Annotated in this window: 18 protein-coding genes, 1 tRNA gene, 1 other RNA gene and 1 pseudogene; 9 read left to right on the top strand and 12 right to left on the bottom strand. The window is 69.6% G+C overall.

Annotated features, from left to right (window positions below):
• Positions 1–30: 30 nt before the first annotated feature.
• The 4 genes from OG322_RS17190 to ffs all read right to left on the bottom strand — a co-directional run bounded on the left by OG322_RS17190 (position 31) and on the right by ffs (position 6,109).
• A complete protein-coding gene (locus tag OG322_RS17190) occupies positions 31–1,845 on the bottom strand; it encodes a hypothetical protein (protein ID WP_329306616.1) in 1,815 nt (604 codons plus the stop codon).
• 294 nt (positions 1,846–2,139) lie between these two features.
• Positions 2,140–3,390, bottom strand: coding sequence for a phosphoribosylamine--glycine ligase (gene purD, locus OG322_RS17195; RefSeq protein WP_123460563.1), 1,251 nt, complete (start codon positions 3,388–3,390; stop codon positions 2,140–2,142).
• A 286-nt stretch (positions 3,391–3,676) separates the two neighbouring features.
• Positions 3,677–5,872 (bottom strand): DNA polymerase III subunit gamma and tau, encoded by a 2,196-nt coding sequence (locus OG322_RS17200; protein WP_329306617.1) that lies wholly within the window; start codon positions 5,870–5,872, stop codon positions 3,677–3,679.
• A 142-nt stretch (positions 5,873–6,014) separates the two neighbouring features.
• Positions 6,015–6,109, bottom strand: an RNA gene (gene ffs, locus OG322_RS17205) — signal recognition particle sRNA small type.
• A gap of 121 nt (positions 6,110–6,230) precedes the next feature.
• On the opposite strand from ffs, the gene OG322_RS17210 reads away from it, so the two are divergent.
• The 5 genes from OG322_RS17210 to OG322_RS17230 all read left to right on the top strand — a co-directional run bounded on the left by OG322_RS17210 (position 6,231) and on the right by OG322_RS17230 (position 10,500).
• A tRNA-Ser gene (locus tag OG322_RS17210) sits at positions 6,231–6,318 on the top strand.
• Between the two features lie 229 nt (positions 6,319–6,547).
• A complete protein-coding gene (locus tag OG322_RS17215) occupies positions 6,548–7,546 on the top strand; it encodes a CBASS oligonucleotide cyclase (RefSeq protein ID WP_329306618.1) in 999 nt (332 codons plus the stop codon).
• A 2-nt stretch (positions 7,547–7,548) separates the two neighbouring features.
• Positions 7,549–8,064 carry an HORMA-1 domain-containing protein gene (locus OG322_RS17220; RefSeq protein ID WP_328904893.1) on the top strand — a complete coding sequence of 172 codons (516 nt, stop codon included), beginning with the start codon at positions 7,549–7,551 and terminating at the stop codon, positions 8,062–8,064.
• Between the two features lie 31 nt (positions 8,065–8,095).
• Positions 8,096–9,016 (top strand): AAA family ATPase, encoded by a 921-nt coding sequence (locus tag OG322_RS17225; RefSeq protein ID WP_275535643.1) that lies wholly within the window; start codon positions 8,096–8,098, stop codon positions 9,014–9,016.
• On the top strand, positions 9,016–10,500 hold the full coding sequence (locus OG322_RS17230; RefSeq protein ID WP_275535644.1) for an SAVED domain-containing protein: 1,485 nt from the start codon (positions 9,016–9,018) through the stop codon (positions 10,498–10,500). Before OG322_RS17225 ends, OG322_RS17230 begins: the two co-directional genes overlap by 1 nt.
• A 116-nt stretch (positions 10,501–10,616) precedes the next feature.
• Here OG322_RS17230 and OG322_RS17235 read toward each other — a convergent pair whose 3' ends face one another.
• The 3 genes from OG322_RS17235 to OG322_RS17245 all read right to left on the bottom strand — a co-directional run bounded on the left by OG322_RS17235 (position 10,617) and on the right by OG322_RS17245 (position 12,845).
• The gene (locus OG322_RS17235) at positions 10,617–11,867 is read right to left on the bottom strand and encodes a tyrosine-type recombinase/integrase (protein ID WP_329306619.1); all 1,251 of its coding nucleotides are present in this window, start codon (positions 11,865–11,867) and stop codon (positions 10,617–10,619) included.
• The gene (locus tag OG322_RS17240) at positions 11,864–12,163 is read right to left on the bottom strand and encodes a helix-turn-helix domain-containing protein (protein ID WP_329306620.1); all 300 of its coding nucleotides are present in this window, start codon (positions 12,161–12,163) and stop codon (positions 11,864–11,866) included. Before OG322_RS17240 ends, OG322_RS17235 begins: the two co-directional genes overlap by 4 nt.
• 136 nt (positions 12,164–12,299) lie before the next feature.
• Positions 12,300–12,845 (bottom strand): helix-turn-helix transcriptional regulator, encoded by a 546-nt coding sequence (locus OG322_RS17245; protein WP_329306621.1) that lies wholly within the window; start codon positions 12,843–12,845, stop codon positions 12,300–12,302.
• Between the two features lie 275 nt (positions 12,846–13,120).
• Between OG322_RS17245 and OG322_RS17250 the strand changes: the two genes are divergently transcribed.
• From OG322_RS17250 to OG322_RS17265, 4 genes and pseudogenes are all read left to right on the top strand, one after another.
• Positions 13,121–14,650 (top strand): DnaB-like helicase N-terminal domain-containing protein, encoded by a 1,530-nt coding sequence (locus OG322_RS17250; RefSeq protein WP_443066595.1) that lies wholly within the window; start codon positions 13,121–13,123, stop codon positions 14,648–14,650.
• 295 nt (positions 14,651–14,945) lie between these two features.
• A pseudogene (locus OG322_RS17255) lies at positions 14,946–15,740 on the top strand (DUF2637 domain-containing protein).
• 322 nt (positions 15,741–16,062) lie between these two features.
• Positions 16,063–16,614, top strand: a complete 552-nt coding sequence (locus tag OG322_RS17260; RefSeq protein WP_329306623.1) for a MobC family plasmid mobilization relaxosome protein — start codon at positions 16,063–16,065, stop codon at positions 16,612–16,614.
• 4 nt (positions 16,615–16,618) lie between these two features.
• Positions 16,619–18,343 (top strand): relaxase/mobilization nuclease domain-containing protein, encoded by a 1,725-nt coding sequence (locus tag OG322_RS17265; RefSeq protein ID WP_329306624.1) that lies wholly within the window; start codon positions 16,619–16,621, stop codon positions 18,341–18,343.
• Positions 18,344–18,931: 588 nt separating this feature from the next.
• Here OG322_RS17265 and OG322_RS17270 read toward each other — a convergent pair.
• The 5 genes from OG322_RS17270 to OG322_RS17290 all read right to left on the bottom strand — a co-directional run bounded on the left by OG322_RS17270 (position 18,932) and on the right by OG322_RS17290 (position 22,446).
• Complete coding sequence (locus OG322_RS17270) at positions 18,932–19,519, bottom strand: class IV adenylate cyclase (RefSeq protein WP_329306625.1); 588 nt, start codon at positions 19,517–19,519, stop codon at positions 18,932–18,934.
• Positions 19,520–19,539: 20 nt separating this feature from the next.
• Complete coding sequence (locus OG322_RS17275) at positions 19,540–20,193, bottom strand: class I SAM-dependent methyltransferase (protein ID WP_329210440.1); 654 nt, start codon at positions 20,191–20,193, stop codon at positions 19,540–19,542.
• A complete protein-coding gene (locus tag OG322_RS17280; RefSeq protein WP_329306626.1) occupies positions 20,111–20,752 on the bottom strand; it encodes an AAA family ATPase in 642 nt (213 codons plus the stop codon). Before OG322_RS17280 ends, OG322_RS17275 begins: the two co-directional genes overlap by 83 nt.
• Positions 20,745–21,647, bottom strand: a complete 903-nt coding sequence (locus tag OG322_RS17285; RefSeq protein WP_329306627.1) for a radical SAM protein — start codon at positions 21,645–21,647, stop codon at positions 20,745–20,747. Before OG322_RS17285 ends, OG322_RS17280 begins: the two co-directional genes overlap by 8 nt.
• Positions 21,648–21,753: 106 nt before the next feature.
• Complete coding sequence (locus OG322_RS17290) at positions 21,754–22,446, bottom strand: HAD family hydrolase (RefSeq protein ID WP_329306628.1); 693 nt, start codon at positions 22,444–22,446, stop codon at positions 21,754–21,756.
• Positions 22,447–22,453 lie beyond the last annotated feature (7 nt).

Below are 22,453 nucleotides of genomic sequence, written 5' to 3' on the forward strand. Positions count from 1 at the left end.
GGCTCGGCTACGGCTCGGCTCGAAACCGTTTCAGACGAGACGGACGGGTTTGTCGGTGCGCACACCGACCGAGGAGAGCCAGGAGCGCAGGGGGCCGGCGTCGCCGTCCTCGACGAGGCTGAGAACCGGGGTGCCGAGATCGGACCGGCGTTCGCCGTCGATCAGCAGCGCGGGCCCGTCGAGCCAGTCGAGGCCGGGGGCCGCGCCCGCCGTGTCGACGGCGGCGCAGCAGACCATCGCCGCGACATGATCGGCGAGCAGCTCGGTCCCCGTACGGGGCGGCTGGAGCGGGAACAGCGGGAGGGGGTCGGGCCCCCAGAAGTCCAGCACGTCCCCGCCGGAGCCACCTGAAACACCAGGAACACCGGAACCGTTGACTCCACCGGATCCCGGCTGAGGGTTCTGTCCCTGGTTCTGTCCCTGGCCCTGGCTCTGTCCCTGCTTCTGGGCCTGCGCCTGCGCCTGGGCCTCGTCACGGGCCACCGCGGCACTGATACCTGCCGCGAGCTCCTCACCGCTGCCGTTGCCGTTGCCCGCGACGAGATGCTCGACGACGCGGGCCAGTGTGGGCACCGCGGCACCGCCCACGTCGGGCGCACCGGCGGAGGACGCGGGCGGTACGCCCATGTCGTCCAGGACGCGGTGCAGACGGGCCGCCTCCGTGCGCCACTTCCGGTCGACGACTTCCTCCGGATACTGCTGCCAGTCCACCGGGGACCAGTCGGGCCCCGTCTCCGCGGGGCCGCCGTGGAAGAGCCGGGCGGCCAGCAGGGACGCCGCCTCGTCGGCCGCTCCCGGCTCCTCCAGGAGGTCGCAGGCGGGCCGTTCGCCGAGCCGGGAGGTGAACCCGTCGGCCAGCCGGTCGCGCCGGGAGAGCTCGGTGAGGGCGGAGACGACACCGGCGTCCAGCCGGGACGGCCAGCGCCCCATCCGCCAGGCGGGCAGCGCGACCCGCGTGAGCAGCCGGTCCCAGCCCGCGTAGGCGAGCCCGACCTGCTCCTGGGCGGCGATCCGCAGCCCGTAGTCCACCGCCTGGGCGCGGGTGGACGCCGCGGCGGCGACGCCGCGCTCCATCTCCGCGGCATGGCTGTGGCAGCTGCGCAGCAGCAGTCGGGCGATCCGGCCGATGACGGCGTGCGGCAGCCGCAGAACCTTGCGCACGGGGCCCTGGGCGGGTGCGGCCGCGTCGGCGACGGCCCCGTCCAGTCCCCGGACGAAGCGCCGGGCCGCGGCTATGTCGGGGTGGGCGGCGGAGCCCGTGCCCGCGACGACCGGGGCGAGCACGGCCCGCAGCTCCGCGACGCGCATCCACCAGAGGAACGGCGACCCGATCACCAGCACGGGCGCGGCCAGCACCCTGCGGCGTCCTGGACCGGCCCCCGGACCGTCCTGGTCCCGACGGGCGGCCTCCTTGGCCGCACGGTCGGCGGCCGGGTGGGTGCGGTCCTCCAGCCAGCTGTCGCAGTCGGGCGTCAGCGCTATGGCCGAGGGCGCCGGCACGTCGAGGCGATCGGCGAGATCACGGACCAGCCGGTAGAGGTCCGGGGCCGCCTTCTCGGTGAGGGGAACGGTCGGGCTGACCGCCGGCCTCGCCCGTACCACCGCGACCGCGACGGCTGCCGCGACCAGCAGAACGACGACGGCGCAGGCCGTCACGGCCCAGCTCACCGCGTCCCAGCCACCGCCGACGACGAATCCCTGTGCGCCTGCGGCGAACAGCACGACGGCGACGGCCGCGGGCAGCAGCGCCACCGCCGTCGCCCTGCTGCGGATGCGCAGCAGGGCGAGCGCCCGGGCGCGCGCGGCCTGCGCACCCAACTCCTCACCTGTACCGGTACCGGACACGGCTGGATGTCACCCCCTCTGCCCTCGCGACGGTGTTGCTCACTCCCCCACTGTGGCACCCGTCACTGACATCGCAATGCCGGTGGGCCAAGTGCCGGAAAGCTTGCGCCGCACCCTAGTTGGGCCTTCGGCGGGCGTCATCCGGATGGCTCAGCCGTCACTCGATGGAATGGCTTTGGGCAAAGCTGCTGACGCGCCGCTGTCCATGGGGCAACGGCGCGTCGGCGGAGGCGGGACCGCGATCGCGGGCAGGTCCCCGATCGCGGGCGGGACCGCGATCGGGGGCGAGAGGGCTCAGGCCTCCGCGGCCTTCTTGGCGATGTCCGTACGGAGCTGGGAGCCGTCGAGCCGGATCCGGGCCGCCGCCGCGTAGGCGCGCTCACGGGCGCCCGCGAGGTCCTTGGCGGTCGCGGTGACGGAGAGCACCCTGCCGCCCGCGCTGACGACCGTGTCACCGTCCCGCCGGGTCCCGGCGTGCAGGACGTACGCATGCGGGGCATCCTGTGCCGCGACCTCGTCGAGGCCCTCGATCGGGTCACCCGTTCGCGGGGTGTCCGGGTAGTTGTGGGAGGCGATGACCACGGTGACCGCCGCGTCGTCGCGCCACTTCAGCGAAGGCAGCTCGTCCAGGGTGCCGTTGGCGGAGCCCAGCAGGACGCCGGCCAGCGGGGTCTTCAGCCGGGCCAGGACCACCTGGGTCTCCGGGTCGCCGAAGCGGGCGTTGAACTCGATGACCCGTACGCCGCGCGAGGTGATCGCGAGACCCGCGTACAGCAGCCCGGAGAAGGGCGTACCGCGGCGGCGGAGCTCGTCGACGGTCGGCTGGAGGACCGACTGCATGACCTCGTCGACCAGCTTGGGGTCGGCCCACGGCAGCGGGGAGTACGCGCCCATGCCGCCGGTGTTCGGGCCCTCGTCGTTGTCGAGGGCGCGCTTGAAGTCCTGGGCGGGCTGGAGAGGCAGCACGGTGGTGCCGTCGGTGATGGCGAAGAGGCTCACCTCGGGGCCGTCGAGGAACTCCTCGATGACCACGCGGTCGCAGGCCAGCGCGTGGGCGCGGGCCGCCTCGACGTCATCGGTGACGACGACGCCCTTGCCGGCGGCGAGACCGTCGTCCTTGACGACGTACGGAGCACCGAACGCGTCGAGGGCCGTGTCGATCTCGGCGGCGGTGGTGCAGACGTAGCTACGGGCGGTCGGAACGCCTGCCCCGGCCATCACGTCCTTGGCGAACGCCTTGGAGCCCTCCAGCCGGGCCGCCTCGCCGGACGGGCCGAAGCAGGGGATGCCCGCGGCGCGCACGGCGTCGGCGACCCCGGCGACAAGCGGTGCCTCCGGGCCGACGACCACCAGCTCGGCGCCCAGTTCAGTGGCGAGGCGCGCGACGGCAGCGCCGTCGAGTGCGTCGACCGGGTGCAGTTCGGCCACCTCTGCGATGCCGGCGTTGCCGGGGGCGCAGTACAGAGCGGTGACGTCGGGGTCGAGGGAGAGAGAGCGGCACAGGGCGTGTTCGCGGGCGCCGCCGCCGATGACGAGGACCTTCACGGGGTGCAGCCTAGCCGCCGGGGCAGGGCGGGCTTGACGGGCGCCGGTCCGTGGACACCGGGCCGGGGCCTGCCCGGCGGATCGGGGACGGACAGGGGGCGGCCAGGGCGCGGCGTCCGCTGCGGTGCGTCACGGGGCGCCGGAGCGTCTCGACAGCGGAGCTGCCGGGGCGTTTCGGCGGCCGAGCTGTCGCGGCTTTCCGGTAACGCGGCGAGGTGCCGTGGCAGGCGCCGGGAGCCCGGCCGTGATCCGGTGCGGACAGGCCCCGGTCCCCCGCGGCGCGCTTCTACTCGTTGGTGTACTCCTCGACGACCGTGGCGCCCAGCTCGCGGACGATCAGGTCGTGGCCGGAGAGCGCGGAGTCGACCAGGTCCGGGTCGTCGGCCTCGGCGGTGTCGTCCTCCGGGGCGACCGAACGAGGTGGTTCGGGAGCCGTGTACGGCGGCGACGCGGGCGCCGCGGCGGATTCGCCGCCCCCCGGCTGCTGCCGCTCCGGGGCCGGCCGGGGCTCGTACTGCTGCTGCGGCGCGGGCGGCGCCGGGCGCTGTGGTGCGGGCGGGGCCGAGGGGCGGCCGCCGCCGGCCTGCGGAGGCTGTCCGGCGCCGCCCGACGGGTCGACGATCGCCTCGATCTTCCACTGGGCGTTGAAGCGCTCGGCCAATGCCTGCTTCAGCACGTCCTCGCTGCCGCTGCTCGTGAAGTTGTCGCGGGCACCCGCGTTGAGGAAGCCGATCTGGAGCGTGGCGCCGTCGAAGCCGGTGACCTGGGCGTTCTGGCTGAGCAGGATCCAGGTGAACCGGCGGCGGTTCTTGACCGCCTCCAGGATGTCGGGCCACATGTTGCGCACCTGTCCGGCGCCCTGGGTCATCCCCGGGGCCGGCTCCGGGGCGGCGGGCCCCAAGGCGGGTGCAACAGGCGCGGCCGGTGCGGGGGCGGCCTGCGAGGCCGGAGCCTGGCCGGGGGTGGAGGCGGTCGGCCAGCCTCCGGGCCGGCGCCCCTGCTCGGGCGCGGCCGCGGCGGGCCAGGCGCCGGGCCGCTGACCGGCCGCGGGAGCCTCGGCGGGCGGCGGCTGTACGGGCGCGGCGGGCGGGGCCGCCTGCACCGGGGCCGGCGGCGGCGCATCCCCGCGTGCGGCGGCACGCGCGGCGGCGGGCCCCGTCCCGGCGTCCGGCTGCGCGGCGGGGTACGGCGCGGGAGCAGGGGCCTGCGGTGCTTGAGATACCTGAGGTGCTTGTGGCGCCTGCGGTGCGACGGGGGCGTGGGCCAGTGCCTCGGGCCCCGGGACGTACCCCATGGCGGGGCCCGGTCCGGTGGTGGCGAAGGACGCGCCACGCTCCAGCCGGTCCAGCCGTGCCTGCAGTGAGCGCTCGTCGTCGAAGGCCGCGGGCAGCAGTACCCGGGCGCAGATCAGCTCGACCTGGAGGCGCGGCGAGGTCGCCCCGCGCATCTCCGTGAGTCCCTCGTTGACCAGGTCGGCGGCGCGGCTCAGCTCGGCGGCCCCGAAGACGGACGCCTGGGCCTGCATCCGCTCGACGACATCGGCCGGGGCGTCGATGAGCCCCTTCTCCCCGGCATCCGGCACCGCGGCCAGGATCACCAGGTCGCGCAGCCGCTCCAGCAGGTCGGCGACGAAGCGACGCGGGTCGTTGCCGCCCTCGACGACCCGGTCCACGACCTCGAACGCCGCGGCCCCGTCACCCGACGCGAAGGCGTCCACGACGGAGTCGAGCAGCGAGCCGTCCGTGTAACCGAGCAGGGACGTCGCCATGGCATACGTCACACCGTCGTCGGCCGCGCCGGCCAGCAGCTGGTCCATGACCGACATCGAGTCACGCACGGAGCCCGCGCCGGCCCGCACCACCAGCGGAAGCACCCCGTCCTCGACGAAGCTGTCCTCCTTGGCGCACACCTCGGCGAGGTAGTCGCGCAGCGTCCCCGGAGGCACCAGCCGGAACGGATAGTGGTGGGTACGCGACCGGATCGTGCCGATGACCTTCTCGGGCTCCGTGGTCGCGAAGATGAACTTGAGGTGCTCCGGCGGCTCCTCGACCACCTTCAGCAGGGCGTTGAACCCCGCCGACGTGACCATGTGCGCCTCGTCGATGATGTAGATCTTGTAACGACTCGACGCGGGCCCGAAGAACGCCTTCTCCCGCAGATCACGGGCATCGTCCACACCACCGTGCGAAGCGGCGTCGATCTCGATCACGTCGATCGAACCCGGCCCGTTGCGCGCGAGGTCCTGGCAGGACTGGCACTCCCCGCAGGGCGTGGGCGTGGGCCCCTGCTCACAGTTCAGACAGCGGGCGAGAATGCGCGCGCTGGTCGTCTTGCCGCAGCCGCGCGGACCGCTGAACAGGTACGCGTGATTGACCCGGTTGTTCCGCAGGGCCTGCTGCAAGGGGTCAGTGACATGCTCCTGACCGATGACCTCGGCGAACGACTCGGGGCGATAGCGGCGGTACAGCGCAAGGGACGACACACATACGAGGCTATAGGGACGGACCGACAACCGGCCCCGGGCCGGGCACACCACCGGCCCCGAGAGCACATCCACCACGAAGACCGGGGCCCCCGGACACGTGCCGGACGGCCACGGACACCCGCTCGACGGCCCGGGAAACGCAAGGGCCCCCCACGCACCCGCCAGAGCCAACCTACCCTTGCTGCCTTCCGGCCCTGGGGGAGTTCAGTCAGATAGCGCCACGTGAGGGGCTGACGCCCACCTTAGCCGATCCCCGCCCCCGCAAGTCCACCTCCCCACCCCTCAGGCCCCCGCCGGGACCGCCGACGGGGAACGTGTTCGCGAGCACTCCTCAACGTCTTGTATTGTTTGCCGCGGAGGATTCGCCTAGTGGCCTAGGGCGCACGCTTGGAAAGCGTGTTGGGGGCAACCCCTCACGAGTTCGAATCTCGTATCCTCCGCCATTGCTCTCACCGGGCAATACGTCGAAGGGCCCCACCGCTTGCGGTGGGGCCCTTCGACGTTGGTGGTTGCAGTTCTGGTTGCAGTTCGTGTGGCGGCCCAGCCTGGAACCGCCAGACGGTCCACTACCGGCACCTAGGCATCCCTCGCAACTTCGACCGGCTTTGTCGGTGGTGAGTGGTAAGTCTGTTCTCCTACCGATCGGCTTCTCGGGTGAAGGGGCGGACAGCCATGGCGGGGGAGAGCTACGTCGACCACGAGGTCCTCAAGGCGTACGCGAAGAGCAAGGTGAACGTGCCGAAGGAGGAGGCGAAGGAACGCCGCCGCCAGGTGAACTACCTGCGGGAGCGGCTGGAGGACTACATCGCAGCCCACCCAGACTTCGACCTCGTGAAGCTCCGAGCATCCGGCAGCACGGCCAAGCACACAGCGATCCGTCGCAGGCGCGGCACAGGGTCTGACGCGGATGTCGCCGCGTACCTGCGCGTCGGCGATCCCGCCATCGACGTCTCGACGGCACTGGCCTGGCTGGAGAAGCGTTGCAAAGAGGTCTATGGCAAGACGAAGGTTGCGGAGGACTTCAAGCTCTCCGACCACGCCGTCGGTATCACGATGCGGGGCTCCGGCTTGAAGATCGACGTGGTGCCGGTGCTCTACACCGGCGAGCCGGACGACCAGGGCTACCTGGTCACCAGTGGCGGCATCAAGGTACTCACCTCGGTCACGCTGCACCTGCGCTTCATCGAAAAGCGCAAGGGGGAGGCCGGCGACGGCTACCGGGAGCTTATCCGCCTGCTGAAGGGATGGGTCCGGGAGAGCAAGGAGGGCGATCCGCAGCTGCGCTGCAAGTCCTTCCTGATTGAACTCTTGGTCGCGCACCTCTGGGACGTCGGCTGGAACGGACAGCCGCTGCAGGTTGACGACTATCCGCGGGCGATCGAGCAGGTCCTCTCCTACATCGTCCGCACCGGCCTGAAGACACCGATCACCTTCACCGACTACTACACGGCCGACGAGGTGAGCGCGACGACAGACCCTATCCAGGTCTGGGACCCGGTCAATCCGGAAAACAATGTCGCTCGCGGCTACACCGAGTTCGACCGCCAGCGGTTGGTCAACCACGCCAAGACGACCCTCGACACGCTCACGACGGCCGCCTACGCGACCACGAAGAGTGAGGCGCTCGACCTCTGGCGCGAGCTGTTCGGCCCCACCTTCCCGGGAGAGTGACCATGACCGGCTCGTACTCCAGATCCGCTTCCGGCTCGTTCACGATCACCGATGCCCGCTACGTCGGAGGCAGAGTCGCTGCGGACCTGCGCCTGCTGTACAACCTCTACGGCGAGCCCTCCCTCGAGAGAATCGAGAAGTTCGCCGAGGAGGTCGCCCTGCTCCTGCGCGACGGCTATCTCGACACCGTCGACTACGGCTTCCGCGACACGGCAACCAACGCCTGGAAGTTCCGCCTGCGCTATAAGGCCACGGCCGGCGGCCAGCTCATCGACTCCCGGCCAGGCAGCTTCCCTGACGCGGTCGACCTCACCGGCTACACCTTTCATAGCTTCCTGGACTACAGCTCTGCCTTCTGGCTCCTGACCAGCAGCCAGAAGGCTGGGGTCAAGGAGGCCCTGCCGATCTCCCGGACGACCGGCACCGCCCCGAGTGCCGTCGCGGGCACCGGCACCACGGGGCACGGCTACGCCCGAAACGGCACGGGAGTCTCACGCGACGTCTACGTCGCTTACTAGTCCGAAGCCTTTGAGCAGGAGGAACGAGCACGTGACCAGCCAGGACGACCTGTTCCACCCCGTCATCGAGTTGCCCGAGCCCACCCGACGCGCCCGCTACGACCGCTTGATCGGCCTGGACGAGACGAAGCTGCGCCTGCGCAAGGAAGCCGCGCTCCTCGCGGATCCGCGCCGGCTTCGGTCTTGGGCCGCGCAGTACCACGGTGGCGACGTCGCCGCTCTCGCTCTGTTCGCAGACCGGGCGCCGCTGTTCGTTTTCGCAGGCGACGTCGGCTCCGGCAAGTCCGCGCTGGCCGAATCCTTCGGCTGCGACCTCGCCGACTGGCTCGATCTGCCGGTGTACCTATACCGGCTCAAGCTCGCTACCCGCGGCAGCGGCTTGGTCGGCGAGATGACCTCGCTCATTGGAGACGCCTTTACCCACATGCACACAGTGGGCAAGCGGGCGTCGGGCTCTGGGGGAGCACGCGCAGTGCAGCTTCTTGTCGTCGACGAGGCGGACGCCCTGGTGCAGTCCCGCGAGGCCCAGCAGATGCACCATGAGGATCGCGCCGGCGTCGACGCGTTCCTGGCCGGCATCGACGGCTTGACCGGCGCCGCGCTCCCGGTCGTCATCGTGCTGTGCACCAACCGGGTCGGCGCCCTCGACCCGGCCGTCATGCGCCGCGCCGCGGCCACATTCACCTTCACCCGCCCCAGCGACGAGCAACGCCACGCAGTCCTCACTCAGGCTCTCGACGGACTCGGCATCCGACCGGAGACCGTCCGCAAGGTAGTCGTGCTCACCGGCCCTACTGAGGGACGCCCCGGCTACACCTTCTCCGACCTCACCCAGCGCCTGGTCCCGGCAGCTGTCTTCCGTGCCTTCCCCGACCGGCCCGTCATGGACGAGGACCTCCTCGCCCTTGCCGAGGAGATGGAGCCCACCCCCGTCTTCACCGAGGAACGCTGATGGCCCACCTCCCCGCCCCCGGCCCCACCAGCGTCCGCACCACCGGTGACTATTACCAATGGCTAGTCGCCTGGGAGGCATGCCTGACCCTCCTCCGGGAGAACGCCGCCCGTTCGCATAACCCTGTGCGCGCCGTCGGCGTCGAGCTTGACGGCGTCGGCAATCTCGACGACGTCGTCATGCTGCGCGATGTTCCTCCGAGCACTTACAAGCAGGTCAAGTACGCGGTCGACAGCGCCACACCGGTCAACGTGGAATACCTGACCAAGCCCAGCAACAGCGGTGGCCCGTCGATTCTCAAGAAGATCGCCAGGACGTGGAAGCAGTTGACCGCAGACGGCGGCAGCGTCGAGCTGCACTTGGTCACCAACCGGGCGGCCGATCCTGCTGATGATCTGGTGAAGGTCTGCGATGCCCGCACCGGGCTTCTGATGCCAAAGGCAGGCGTCGGCGGAGACAAGTCGGATCGCGGCAAGGCCCGTGCCCGGTGGGCCGAGGAAGCAGCTCTAACCGAGGCTGAACTCCTCGACCTGCTGTCGGTTCTGCACTTCGACCTGTCAGTGAACATGGTCAAGTACCAGGAATATCTGCAGCTGTTGATGGCCGTCGCGGGTCTACACAACGACCAGCGGGCGTTGGAGGCGGGAGCCGGATGGGTCGCCAAGATGGTCCGCGATGGCCAGCGCGAGCTCACGCTGGCCATGGTCGAGAGTGCCGTCACCGAGTTGGGCCTGGAGGCCGGCCCCGCTCGGGCCGTCCTGTCGATCGCCACTCTTAAGCCAGACCCGATGGCCCCGGACGCCGACCACGCCATTGATTGGGTTGACCGCTTCGAAAGCGAATCCGAGTACACAAAGCGTCGACCCTTGTCGCCGAATACCTGGGCCCAGCTGCAGGCGGACATTGAGGCCGCGCCCGGGCGCCTCCCCGCCGGTACGACCGCCGTCTCCGTCACGGGCAGCATCCGTCTAGCGCCAGCCTTTTTGGTTGGTACCACCTTCCGCATGGTCACAGGGACCGACCTGGCAGCGCTGCAGCGGGGGAGAGCCGGCAGCGAGCTCTGGTCCACCAACGACCCGTTCGAGACCCCCTTGGCCCCGGAAGTCGCTGAGTACGAGCTTGGCCAAGGCGACGAGATCGCTGTCGCCATCGCGGTCGCAACGGAGATCACCAGCGACGTCCTGGAGTACCTGCGCGAGCAGAACCTCCCGGTCGGTAAGCTCATCGTCTTCGCCCCGCCGAGCGGTAAGGCGAATGACGGCTCCGTCCATGGCAGCACCGCCGCCAACGCCTTGGCAGTGGGCATCCGCGATCATCTCCGCCGCTCCACTCGCCGAGTTCAGCGCATGCATCTCTTCCTCGCCTGCCCGATGGGACTTGCTGTTCTACTGGGCAACCGATGGAACCGGCTGTGTCAGACCGTCGTTTACGAGGACATCAAGATCGGCGACGGATACGAAGCAGCATTCACCGTAGAGGCATAAGAGGCTCAAGCCCAAGGGCGCCGGATCTCAGTGTTCAGAGGGTCGCCAGCCTCTGCGCAGAGTGCGGGCTCCGACCATTGGCGGATCGGAGCCCGCATGGCCCCCCTGCAGCAGGATCAGAGGGCGGGTGGCTCGCCAGCCCGGGGCCAAAGCAGCCCACCGACCTTGTCCGCTGTGTCCTTGAGGACGCGGCTGGTCAGGTGCTGATAACGGCGGCGCATCCGCGCGGACTTGCCCGGTTCCCACCCCATGATTCCGTCCACCACCGCGTCAGAGACGCCCAGGATCAGCAGGACGGTCGCTGCGGTGTGGCGAGCGTCGTGGAGGCGACCGTCGCGGACTCCCGCCGCCTTCAGCAAGTCCTTCCACTTGTGGAAGTCCGTGTTCGGGTTCAGAGGCTCGCCGGTCGGCGAGGTAAAGACGTACCCCTTCTCTGTCCACAGGTCCCGTCCGCGCTTCCGCTCGCGGCCCTGTTCCTCCTTGTGCTGGCGAAGTAGCTCCATCAGCTCACCCGGGACGCCGATGGGCCTCTGACCGGCTCGGGACTTCACGCTCTTGGTCTCACGCCGGGTGTTGATCTTCTGGGGGCAGAAGCCCGGCTTACGCCCGCAGCGGTCGCCGCAGCCGTGCTGGTAGCGGGGCCGCAGCCGGCCTCGGCGCACGCGGATCACATTAAGTTCGAAGTCGACGTCACTCCACTGCATGCCGAGGACCTCGCCCTGTCGCAGGCCGAGCGCGAGGGCGATGACCCAGCGTGCGGTGTTGCGATGCTTGTGCGCTTCGGCGAGCAGGCGCTGGACCTCCTCTACCGAGTACGGCTCGACCTCCTCCTCTTCAACACGAGGGCCCTTGGCGATCGTTGCTGGGTTGACCGTGAGGTGAGCCCGCCGCACCGCCTCATTGAGGGCGGTACGGACGGTCCGGTGACTCTGGTGAGCGGTGCCGGCCGAGCTTCCGTTGTCCTGCATCTTCTTGTAGAAGCGCTCCAGGTGCTCTGGCTCCAGCTTCGCCAGGCGGTGGGCACCGAGGCCGGGTATGAGGTGGTGGTAGACCGCGACACGGTAGCCGTCGATCGTGTTCTCGGAGACGTTCGGCGCGGCAATGTTCTCGACCCAGTGGACGAGCCAGGTCTCCAGCGTCCAGTTCTGGTCGGTCTTGCGGACGGCTCCCTTGTCCCGCTGGCGCTCCAGTTCGCGGACGGCCCTGGTGACGTCAGGGCGGGTCTTCCGACTGATGTGGCGCCGATCGGGTGCACCGTTGTCCTTGGTGCCCACGGTCACGTATCCGTGCCAGCGTCCGTCCTTGCCGTAGAAGATCGACGAGGCGCCATTGGGCTGACGGCCTTTCGCCGTCCCGGCCCGGGTCATGCTGCGGTCCCGAAGTCGCCGGCCGTGAGACGCCGAGCCAGGAAGTCGTTCACCGCCTCTGTTGGGATGCGGCGCAAACTACCGATCTTGACCGAGGCGATCTCGCCGGAGGTGACGTACTCGTACAGTTTCGTGCGGCCGATGCCGATCCGTCGCGCGGCCTCGGCGACGGTGAAGGCGACAAGGGTGGTCTCGTCTTGGGCGGGCCGACTTTCGGAGATCAGGTTCCGCAGGTCGTCCTCGGGGACGTCCAGCAGGTCGGCTATCAGGGCAAGCGGAAGGTCGCTTCGGTGCAAGGGAGGGTCCTCTCCTGGCAGGCCACGGGACGGCGAATCCCGCTAGGTCGGCAAGTCGTTCAGGGATGGGCGTGAAGAGAAGAGAAAGAGCCGGAGACGGCAAGACCTGCGCTGTTCGTAGCAGCGAGGGGCCGAGTCAGCTCTGCTCGGACGGCGCGTCCATGCGCTCGCCGAGGTAGCTGCGAAGCCGAGTTGGCGCTCCAAGGTGGTGATGGAATTCGCCATTCGAGGCGATGGTCAGCTCGTGGGCCAGTAGCGCCTTGACCATGTCGTCCTGGTTGGGATTGGCGTCCGTGTACGCCGCCAGTTCGTCCTGGATTCGGCGCATGTCCTTGCCCAGATCCCGCCATTCCCTCCATCTCGCGACGTACTCGCCGACGAGACGTCGGACCAGCGGATTGGCGAGCTGGCCGGGCGGGCTGGTCAGCTCGTCGAAGGTCAGATCGAAGACCTTGCAGAAGCCGAGCGCCTCATCGAGGTTGACCCTTCGGCGGGGCTTCCCACTCTCGATGCGCCAGATCGCGGACTGGTTGACCGGGTGGCCGGCATCAGCCATCCGCTCGGCGAGCGTGACCGTGCTCCACCCGCGTGCCTCGCGTTCGAGCTTGATCCGCTCCGCGACATGCTCCTCGGCCGGCGGCCGGTCCGGCCCCGCGCGGGAGGCGCCTTCGTCACTGCTCATCACTGCACCTCCTTGCTGGGGCCCGACGAACAGCCGGGGCGATGGTGAAAACTAAACACCATTCCGGAGCCGAATGCAACCGTTGCGCTTCCAAAAACGTCAGGTACTGTAGACGTCCGCCCTCGAACAGCGGTGAACGCAAAAAGCCCCCGACGCTACGAACGTCGGGGGCCAAGCACGAACTCTCGTAACCGCCCATCCCTGAACGATTGACCCGCGTGGCCTGGGATTCGCCGTCCCGTACGGCCCGCAAGTTGAGGAGCTCAATGTCCAGTATGGACGAACCCCGGCCGACCGCGCCACACCTCGCGGGAACCGGTCGCCAGCCCACGGCCGGCGACCTCACCGCGGTTCCGCCGCACGACGTCGACGCCGAGGCTGCCGTGCTGGGGGCCTGCATGCACAAGGGCGCGGTGATCGACGAAGTGCGCCTGCTGCTCGACGCGGCCGATTTCTACCGCCCCGCACACGAGACGGTCTGGCGTGCCATCCTCGCCCTGCACAGCGAGGACAAGCCGACCGACCCCATCGTCCTGTCGCACCAGCTGCGCGCCCAGGACGACCTGGAGCGGGTCGGCGGTGTGGTGTACGTCCACCAGCTCGCCGACGCCGTGCCCTCCGCCAGCAGTGCCGCCTACTACGCGGGCATCGTGCGCACGATGGCCGACCTCAGGCGTCTGCGCGCCTCCGGCATCCGGACCGCTCAGCAGGCGATGGAGCCGGGCGCCGATCCGGATGCCATCCGCAGCGAGGTGGAGGCAGAGGTCCAGGCCGAGCGCGAGCGTGCGCTGGCCTCGGGACAGGGCCGACTCTCCCGGTTCATCACCGACGGATGGCGCTTCGTCACCGAGACCGGCACTGACACCGAACCTCTCTGGGGCACTCGGGAGCAGACGGCCTGGTCGTCGGGAGAGAGCCTGATGATTGTTGGAGCGCCGGGGGTCGGGAAGACCACGCTGGCCCACCAGGTGATCCTCGCTCGTCTGGGCCTGTCGGACAGCGTCCTGGACATGCCGGTCGCACCGAGCCGACGGGTGCTTTACCTCGCGCTGGACCGGTACAAGCAGATCGCCCGCGCCATGGCCCGCAGCGTCGGGCCCGAGCATGAGCAGCGCTTGCGCGACGGGCTCGCCGTCTGGCAGGGCCCCCTGCCCGCCAGTCTGGACAAGGAGCCCGACCTTCTCGCCGACCTTGCCGCAGCCCACCAGGCCGACACCATCGTGATCGACAGCCTCAAGGACGCGGTGAGCACGCTGGTCGACGACGCGCTTGGCGTCGCCTACAACAACGCCCGCCAGCGAGCCATGCGCAACGGCGTCGAGATCATGGAACTCCACCACCAGCGCAAGGCCACCGAGGGCGCCCCACGCGCCCACAAGCCCACCCTGGACCGGGTCTACGGATCCACCTGGATCACCTCCGGCGCGGGCAGCGTCCTCTTCATCGCCGGGGAAGCGGGCGACCTCGCCGTCACCCTGCACCACCTCAAAACCCCCACCGGCGAGATCGGCCCCCTCCAGGTCATCCACGACCACGAACGCGGCACCTCGACGCTCGACCCCGCCCTCGACCCGGTCGCCATCCTGCGCCAGCGCCCCGACGGACTGACCGTGCGCGAGCTGGCCATGATCCAAAGCGGCCAGAACAACCCCGAGCGCTCGGCCACCGAGAAAGCCAGGCGCACCCTGGACCGACTCGTCAGGGCCGGACTCGCAGGCAAGGCCGAAGGCACCGCAGGCGGCACCGGAGGCGGCCAGCAAGCCCGCTACCGCGCCTCAGTCCGCCATATCGGCGCCGTCTCCTGACCTGATCGCCGAACGCCGGGACCGTACACGAGGGCGTACACGCACCCCTCCCCCGCGCACCGGCGCACGCCCCGCCCCAGGCGTACACGCCAAAAACGAAACCCCAGGTCAGACGATCACGCGATCGTTCACGCCGTACACGCACACCAGCGTTCACGCGTGAGCCCCCCTTTAGAAGGGGGCTCGCGTGTACGCCCCCTGCGTGAACGCCGTGATCGCCTCCGCAGAACCACCCCGGAGAACCCGCATGACCACACCCGCCACGCCTCATGACACCACCCAGCAGGGCAACGCGATGCCCCACGCCGATCACGTCCAGGACGTGAAGCCACAAGCAACGGCCCAGCATGCCGCCGAGCGGTACGCCCTCGCCGCAGCCGGAACCGTCATCATCGCCCTCACCGCCGGCGGCTTCTGGCTCTCCTACGCACACCTCGCCCAAGTCGCCGGACAGCATGGCCTGGGAAGCTCCCCGGTCCGGCAATGGGCCTGGCCCGCGACCCTGGACGCCTTCATCGTCGCGGGCGAACTGCTCATGCTCCGCGCCGGCCTCCGCCGAGTGACCGACTGGTGAGCGGTCACCCTGACCGCTACCGGGTCGGTCGGATCCATTGCGCTCAACGTGGCCGGTGTCAGCGGCACGGGCAACGCGAGCGTCGTGCCCTTGCTCGACTACGTGGTCGCGGCGGTTCCCCCGACCGCAGCCCTGCTGGCCTTCGGCGTGCTGATGCGGCAGATCCACCAACTGGTCGACCGGCCCCTCGACCGCCCGGCACTCAATTCCGCCGAGGCACCGGAACCGCGGGCCACACCATCCGAACGCATCGCCAATCCGCAGGCAACCGACTCCGGCCGAACGCCGTCGCCCCGGATTTCGGAGGACCAGCCGCGTGGTGGGCGTCCGGTCAGCGCGACGGTCGAGGAACTGGTTGAGATCGGGCGGATCGCTGCGGCCGAGCAGCGCAAGCTCACACGGGGCATCGTGCAACAGGCCATACGGGCCAAAGGACATACGGTCGGCGGCCAGAGGCTGACCGAAGTCATGGAAGTCCTCCGGTCGGAACCCGGCATCGGTCGGAACGTCGACTGATCGCCCGCCATCCCGGTGGCCGGAACTCCTACGGCCACCGGTCAAGCGGTCCCCGCCTCTCCGCCGCCCTCACTCATCCACACTCCCGCAGTCGTAGCCGTGGCCTCCGCACGCCACCACCCGGCCCACACCTTCCGGAGAGCTATCCGTGACCCACGACACGAACCACACTGACGGCTCCATCGACGGGCCGCCGACACTGACGAAGTCGCCTACGCTGGCGGAACGTTTGCGGCGGGCGTTCGGACGGACGGCTCCTGGCGGAGCCAGTAGTACTCCGAGTCCGACTCATGGCCGGTCTTCGGGGGTCTCCGCCCCGGGGGTGGCGGAGACGGGCCAGCGCCAGGGGGCGCCGGACCGGGAGGCCGGGGCCGAGGGAGGCCCCGACCAGGACGAGATCCGTACCGTCCAGCATCAGATCCTTCACCCCACGCCCACCGCCGAGCCGACGGCCGGCGAGCGCGATGTCCAGAGCGTCCAGCCGGCGATCCGCCGCTTCACCGGCACCAAGCGAACCGTCCGCGTCGGCCCGCTGCGCTTCACCGCCGACGAGCACGCCGCCCTCCAGGAGGCCGCCGCCGAGCACGGCTACAAGGGAGAATCCGGCTTCGCCGCCGACATCGTCCTCGCCTTCGTCACCGGCCGGTTCACCGCGAACCTTCCCCTGTCCGAGGACCGCCGCCGCACCCATATGTTCCGCGCCCAGGTGCTGCGCGAGCTCAACCGCATCGGCGTCAACGTCAACCAGCTCGCCCGCGCGCTCAACAGCGACTTCACCCCGCCCGACATCCGCCAGCGCCTCGACGAACTCCACCACCTGCTCGCCCTGATCGCCGAAGCCCTGCGCCGGCCCACTGACCCAACGGAGGTCTGACCGGATGATCGCCGCCATCAAACCGACCGGAGCCAACACCCGCGGCCTGCTCGCCTACCTCTACGGCCCAGGCCGACACGACGAACACCTCGACCCGCACCTGGTGACCGGCTACGCGATGCTCGGCATGCCCGACCCCGGACGCGACGAGAACGCCACCCTCACCCAGCTTGCCCGCAACCTCGACGAGCCCGTACGCCTGCGGAACAGCGAGTTCGGCAAACCCGTCACCGACCACGTCTGGCACTGCCCCGTCCGCGCCGCACCCGAGGACCGCCATCTCTCCGACACCGAGTGGGGCGAGATCGCCCAGCGCATCGTTCACGCAGCAGGCATCGCCCCTGACGGCGACGACCTGTCCTGCCGATGGATCGCCGTACGCCACGCCGACGACCACATCCACATCCTCGCCACCACAGTCCGCGAAGACGGTCGCCGCCCCAAACTGCACGACAGCGGCATCCGCGTCGGCGACGAATGCCGTCAGATCGAGAAGGACTACGGGCTGCGCCGCCTGAAGAAGGGCGACCGCACCGCCGGGCGTCGGCCCGCCCAGGCCGAGATACACAAGGCCGAGCGCCTCGGCTGGGAGCAGACCAGCCGCCAGTGGCTCCAGGACCGCATCCGCGCCGCCATCCCGCACGCCACCAGCGCCGAGGAACTCCTCGCCTACCTCGAAGCCGACGACATCCTGGTCAAGCCCCGCCGAGGCCCCTCCGGAGACCTCCTCGGCTACGCCGTCGGCAGGCCAGGCGACCTCAACAAGGACGGCGAGCAGATCTACCACCCCGGCGGGAAGATCGCCCCCGACCTCACCCTGCCCAAGCTCAAGGCCCGACTGGAAACCATCGCGCCTGAGGAACACCCCACAGCCCGTCGCGACCGACCCACCACCCCCTGGCATCAGGCAACCCAAGCCCTCGACACCCTTCGCCCAGAGACCACCACCACGAGCGCCGACGAAGACGCACGGACACAGGCGAACATCAGTGCTCTGGGCGAACTGATCGAAGCCACCGCCCAAGCAGCACCCTCCGACCATCGCGCTCAACTGCGCTCAGCCAGTGCGGCATTCGCCCGTGCACAGCGGTCACAGATCCGGGCCGAGGACCGTGCCGCCCACGCCCTGCGGACCGCGGCCCGCGACATCGCACACACCGCCACCGGCCCCGACGGCAGCACCCTCGCAGCCCTGACCGCCGCACTCCTCTGGGCCGCCATCCTCGCCGCACGCTGGCACGAGGCCAAGGGCCACGCCCACCAGGCCGATGCTGCCCGCCAAGCCGTCCAGCACCTCCAGTCAGCAGCCGACGCCGCGCTCGCTCCGACGCTCTCCAAACTTGAAGCTCGGCGCCCTGGTGAAGGGACCCGCCGCACTCTTGCCAACGACGTACGCGCAGCCGTCCCCGAACACGCCGAGCGGATCCTTACCGACCCGGGCTGGCCCACCCTCGCCACCGTCCTCGCCGACGCCGAAGCCAGCGGCCACAAACCCCACCAGCTCCTCAAGGAAGCCGCAGCCCAACGTGAACTGACCACCGCCCGCCAACCGGCCCGCGTCTTGATCACCCGCATCCAGCACACCAGCCGCAACCCCGCACCCAACCGCCGCGCCGAGGCAGCCCGCCTACGAAGCGTCAGCGCATCAGCCTTTGGCGCCCCTTCACCTAACGACCAGCCGAGGACAACCGCAGCGCCCACGAGCCAGCCGAGCCGCCACCGACGCTGACCCGGCAGGAGAGCCAGATCCCCAGAGACCCGCCAGCAACGTCGGCGGGGGTCTCCTCAGGACGCCCGTGAGCCCCGGAAGCGTGGACCTACGTCGGAGAGGCGCCTGTATATCAGCGGCTGGGCCGGTCACCACGCGTGGTGACCGGCCCAGCCGCTGATGCGCCCACTGTCCGTTCTCGGCCTCACTCCCGACGGAACCTCACTCCCGACGGAACATGCCGCCCCGCGCGCGATGCTTTCCAACGCGGCGCCCTTCAGGCTGCTCGGTTGCAGAAGCCGTGCTCACAGGTGGCGGGCGAGTCGGTTCGTCGTGAAGGAGGAGGGACTGCCAGACCTGCTCCTGCAAGACGCGGATGCACGGGCCGCAGGCGAACATCGGCGCCTGGGCACCCGCCACACTCACCGGGCCGATCCATAGAACACGGGTCCATCGCTGGCCGCAGTAGAGCCAGCAGAAACCGTCAGTCCACGTATTGCCGTCGTCAGTGTCTGCTGTGGCGGGCAGACCGCCGCGCGCGAACTCAGCGATGCCGGGTATGACCCGAGGCGTCACGGCCAGTTCTATCAACACAGCTCGTCCCCAAGATCACTCGCTCGGGACAGCTGCCCTGGCCGAAGCCTGCTTGTCGTTGTCAGCGAAGAGGAGCGTGGGCTCGGCCAGGATGTCCCTGCCGGCCTCGCTCTTGTAGATCTCGTCGACGCTGCCGAATCGTGCCTCGGTGTAGTCGAGGTCGAGCAGGGCGGCTGCCTGGCGGACCGATGCCTCGTCGGGTCCTTCGATCTCGACGAAGGTGGGGAGGTCCGGCCAGGTGTCGAAGTCGAAGGCGACTTCGCCCAGGCGCCACTCCTCGCGGAAGTTCTCCTGGTAGCGGACTTCGCGCAGGCCGACGTTGCGGAGGATCTCGGCCATAGCGTGCAGGTCGGACACCTCGGTCTCGATCTCGGTGGTGCCGTCGATCGTCGTGGAGTCGGTGACCTGCTTCAGCGTGAGAGTGGAGCGGGTGGCCTCGTCCCTCAGGCGGACCCAGGCGCCGCCTTCGAGGGCGTCGTTCTCAAAGATCTTCCGGGTGAGGAGGGTGCGCGGAAATGCCTGAACGGCTCCGAGCGCCGTCAGTTTGGCCTGGAGGCCGTCGACGTCGACGGCGAGGAACTTGGCCTCGTACTCGTGCTTCATATGTCCTTCTTCCCGTAGCTCTAGGAGGGGGTGGACGCGCGGGCTGCGAGGAGAAGGCCCATGCGGTGGTTGTGGTCCTGCAGCTGTCCGACGTGCGCCTGCTCGGTGAACTCGTTGGTCCGCAGTGTGAGCAGGACGTCCCAGTCCCCGATGAAGTAACGCCGCAGCTTCTCGGGGGATGTGTAGTGCTCCAGCACGTGGTGGCGTTGCGTGAGGGGCATCATGAACTCCGCGCCGAACAGACCGCCGGGCCGGACCAGGCGCTGCATGCGATCGACGAACTCGCCCAACGGCCGATGGTGGTTGGCACTGTAATGCCACGAGCAGCTCGTCCAGACAGCGTCGCAGGGCGCGGTGACGGGTTCGGAGGCGAGGAAGTCCTCCTCCACGACCTGGACACGGTCGTGAAGCCCTTCCTGCTTCAGCCGCTCGATCATGCCCATCGCGTGACCGGTTCTGTCACCCGGAAGTTGGACCTCGCCGCCGTGGAGGGCGAGCGGGTCGCGCTCGATGGCGATGACGCGGTAGCCGGCCGCGGCCAGGGGTACGACGAGTCTGCCGTCGCTCGCGCCGATGACCGTCACCGTGGAGTCAGGCTCCGTACGCTCCTTCAGCGCGGCGAGGAACTGGGGGAAGAAGGTGAGGGTGTGCCGCCACATGCTGGGTGTCTGCACGGGGTTGCTCTCCTTGCGGGTGGGTGCTCAGGACGGCTCGGAGTGCCTCGTCAGGGGTGAGTCCGGTGGTGTTCACGCGGTGCATTGGGAACGAGGCGTAGGCGTCGGTGATCTTGTCTGCGGTGATCTCGGCGAGGGTGTCCCAACGCGAGACAGGCTTGTCGCGTCGGGCGAGTCGGCGCTGGCGCTCGTCCTCCGCGCAGACGAGGTAGTGGGTGACGGGACGCGGGATGCCCGGCGGCAGGGACACGGAGAGATCGGCTCCGAAGGCGCGGTGGTTGGCCAGACAGCGTGCGAAGTAGCTTTCGACGACGACCGGGGTGCCTGCGGACAGGTACCGCTGGATCTGATCGGTGGCGGTGAGCAGGGCCGAGAGGTAGAAGCACATGCGTGCCTCTGCGTTTCCCAGCCGGTCAACCTCTTGCCGCAGTGCCTGATAGGCGGGTGGCACGGTCGGGAGCAGTACCGCGCCACGGGCCGCCGCGAGCATGGGGGCGAGGGTGGATTTGCCGGTGCCGCGGAGCCCTTCGACGCTCTCGAACGACGCCGGGTCAGACACGTCCGTACACCACGTCCGGCACCGCGAGGGTGAGTTCGTCAGTGGCGGAAGGCCGGTGGGCGATGTGGTCGGCGACCTTGTCGTACCAGAAGGCGTGCGAGTCCTTGCCGACAGCCTTGCAGGACATGGTGAGCGCGCCACGCGGGTCGGCCTCGATCCGCTCGATCTCCACAGGGCCCCCGGCGGGGAGGCAGGCGTCCGGCGCACCGAGCTCGGACAGGTCCTCGTCGAGGATCACCTCGATGCCCAGCTCGGCCGAGGCCAGGCGCTCCCGCAGACGGGTGTAGGCCGTGGCGTCGTTGACGAGGAGCTCGGGGTGATCCGCTGCGTTGCCGACCAGCCGAAGGCAGTGGAGTTTCAGCTGCTCCACCCCGTGGTGCTGCAACGTGCGGGCGAGCGGCAGGACCTCGTCGATGTTGCGTGAGGTGACCGTCATGGTCGCGCCGGCCCGGACGCCGAGTTGCTGGGCGATTTCGAGGGCGCTCAGGGCACTCCGGTAGCTTCCGAACTTGCGGATCTTGTCGTTGGTCGTGCCGATGCCCTCCAGTGACACCCGGAGCAGGTCCAGGTCGGGGGCGATCTCGGTCAGCCGGCGCTCGATGCGGTAGCCGTTGGTGCAGATCTCGACCTGCATGCCCAGGTCCCGCTTGGCGTACCGGACGACCTGGGCGAGGTCGCGGTAGACGAACGGCTCGCCGCCCAGCAGGGTGACCGCCTCGGTGCCGTACTCGTTACGCATCAGCGTGAGGAGGTTGACCGCCTCGTCCGTGGTGAAGGCGTCGGCATGCTGGAGCCGCTTGCCGTGGAAGCAGTGCAGGCATTCGAAGTTGCAGCGGTAGAGCAGCTGCAGGTACAGCATCCGGATCCTGCGGATCCCGGTGACTTCGCTGATCACGAGGGTCTCCTTCGGGCGCTTGCCTGGTGGGAGACCTGATAGTGGCGGGACAGGTACGGACCTCGTCACCGCGTATCGGGACGCTCCGAGGACGTCCTGGGACGTTTCAGCGTGCGGCCAGCATCTCCAGAACTCCGAGCACACGGCCGGTGTCCGTCAAATCAGGCAGGACCGTACGGGCACCGGCGTCTGCCAGCTCCTGGGGGCTGTGAACGCCGGAGGCGACCGCGATGATCTCGGAGCCCGTGGCGAGCGCGGCCTCCACGTCCCTCGGGGTATCTCCGACCAGCACGACGGGCACGCCATCCGGGGCGCCCCGCAGCCGCTGGGCACGCTCCCGGGCCACAGCGACCAGGTCGGGGCGCTGGAGGGCATCGGCCCCGTAGGCACCGACCGGCAGATCGAGGAGGGGATCAAGGCCGAAGGCCGCGACCTTCACGCGGGCGTTGTCCGCGATATTGCCGGTGAGCACCGACGACACCCAACTGCTGCGTACAGAGACCTCCTTCAGGACTTCCCGTACGCCGGGCAAGGCTGTTCCCCGACGGCTGAGGTCCTGGAGACGCGCCTCCCCTGCGTCGGACAGCGCCCCCTCGACCGCTGCCCAGTCCGGCTCGGCCAAGCCGTTCCGCTCGAACATGTCGCGCATGATCAGCCGGTCCGTACGCCCTTCCGTCCGCGCCGGCCCTGCGGGCGCCCTTCCCGCCAGGGCCGTGAAGGCGGCGGCGTAGATCTCCTTGCTGACCCCGGCGTTCTCGATGAGGGTGTGGTCGATGTCCCACAGGACGATGAGCTCCATGCATCCA

It is taken from the genome of Streptomyces sp. NBC_01260 (assembly GCF_036226405.1).
GTDB lineage: Bacteria > Actinomycetota > Actinomycetes > Streptomycetales > Streptomycetaceae > Streptomyces > Streptomyces laculatispora.

Excerpts from the sequence above, each read along its gene's own strand:
- OG322_RS17235 (WP_329306619.1), bottom strand. The coding sequence starts at position 11,867 with ATGACCCGGGCCGGGACGGCGAAAGGCCGTCAGCCCAATGGCGCCTCG.
- OG322_RS17220 (WP_328904893.1), top strand. The coding sequence starts at position 7,549 with ATGACCGGCTCGTACTCCAGATCCGCTTCCGGCTCGTTCACGATCACC.
- OG322_RS17245 (WP_329306621.1), bottom strand. The coding sequence starts at position 12,845 with ATGAGCAGTGACGAAGGCGCCTCCCGCGCGGGGCCGGACCGGCCGCCG.
- OG322_RS17230 (WP_275535644.1), top strand. The coding sequence starts at position 9,016 with ATGGCCCACCTCCCCGCCCCCGGCCCCACCAGCGTCCGCACCACCGGT.
- OG322_RS17270 (WP_329306625.1), bottom strand. The coding sequence starts at position 19,519 with ATGAAGCACGAGTACGAGGCCAAGTTCCTCGCCGTCGACGTCGACGGC.
- OG322_RS17215 (WP_329306618.1), top strand. The coding sequence starts at position 6,548 with ATGGCGGGGGAGAGCTACGTCGACCACGAGGTCCTCAAGGCGTACGCG.
- OG322_RS17290 (WP_329306628.1), bottom strand. The coding sequence starts at position 22,446 with ATGGAGCTCATCGTCCTGTGGGACATCGACCACACCCTCATCGAGAAC.
- OG322_RS17265 (WP_329306624.1), top strand. The coding sequence starts at position 16,619 with ATGATCGCCGCCATCAAACCGACCGGAGCCAACACCCGCGGCCTGCTC.
- OG322_RS17250 (WP_443066595.1), top strand. The coding sequence starts at position 13,121 with ATGGACGAACCCCGGCCGACCGCGCCACACCTCGCGGGAACCGGTCGC.